Here is a 771-nt window from a genome sequence, read left to right on the forward strand (position 1 = left end):
TTCGAATCCCGTACGGGTCATACATAAGAAGAGAAAAAAGCTAAGTACTGTTACACGTACTTAGCTTTTTTGTATATTTTAATAATATGTTTCTATAATAGTAAGAAGAGACAAATGAATAAACATAATATAAATCCGGTTGTATAACTGCTTATTCGAATTAATAATGTCCTAGAAAGCTTTTATTGTATATTTATAGGTAAACCTTCCAACAAAGTGTTTGATGTATTCTCCCTCGTTCTAATGCAGAAATAACACCATTGGAGCTTTTCTAAAAGCGAATATATAAAGACTAAATAATTAAAGTAGTAGGGTGAGTTGTTAACAAATCTACTCACTGTATATTACATTAATTAATTTTAATTTCTAAAATGTATAGTTAATAGTAGTTAAAATTCTATATAATTTTAAATTTTATTATTCAAAAATAATACTCATAATATACAAATATGATTTATATTTATAAAAAATAAAAACAACTATTGAAAAAAAGGAGAAAAAATATTAAAATTTCGTTATGCTAAGTAATCGGTTTTATTAGAAATTGAGACAAGTTATTGTAAACATAGAAAAAAATATTATTTTTGAAAAAAGTTTTAAAAAGAGTATTGCATTATTTCGAGAATACTGATATTATAAATCTTGTCCTTAAGAGAAAGGACAAACATTACATAAACTAAAAGATGAATATCCCATGGAGGATTAGCTCAGCTGGGAGAGCACCTGCCTTACAAGCAGGGGGTCGGCGGTTCGAGCCCGTCATCCTCCACC

The 771-nt window shown here is 27.4% G+C and carries 1 tRNA gene; it reads left to right on the forward strand.

Annotated features, from left to right (window positions below):
* Positions 1-696: 696 nt before the first annotated feature.
* Positions 697-769 (forward strand) — tRNA-Val (locus tag H9635_RS19080).
* Positions 770-771: the final 2 nt, after the last annotated feature.

The organism is Solibacillus faecavium (assembly GCF_014836905.1).
In the GTDB taxonomy this organism is placed as follows: Bacteria; Bacillota; Bacilli; order Bacillales_A; family Planococcaceae; genus Solibacillus; species Solibacillus faecavium.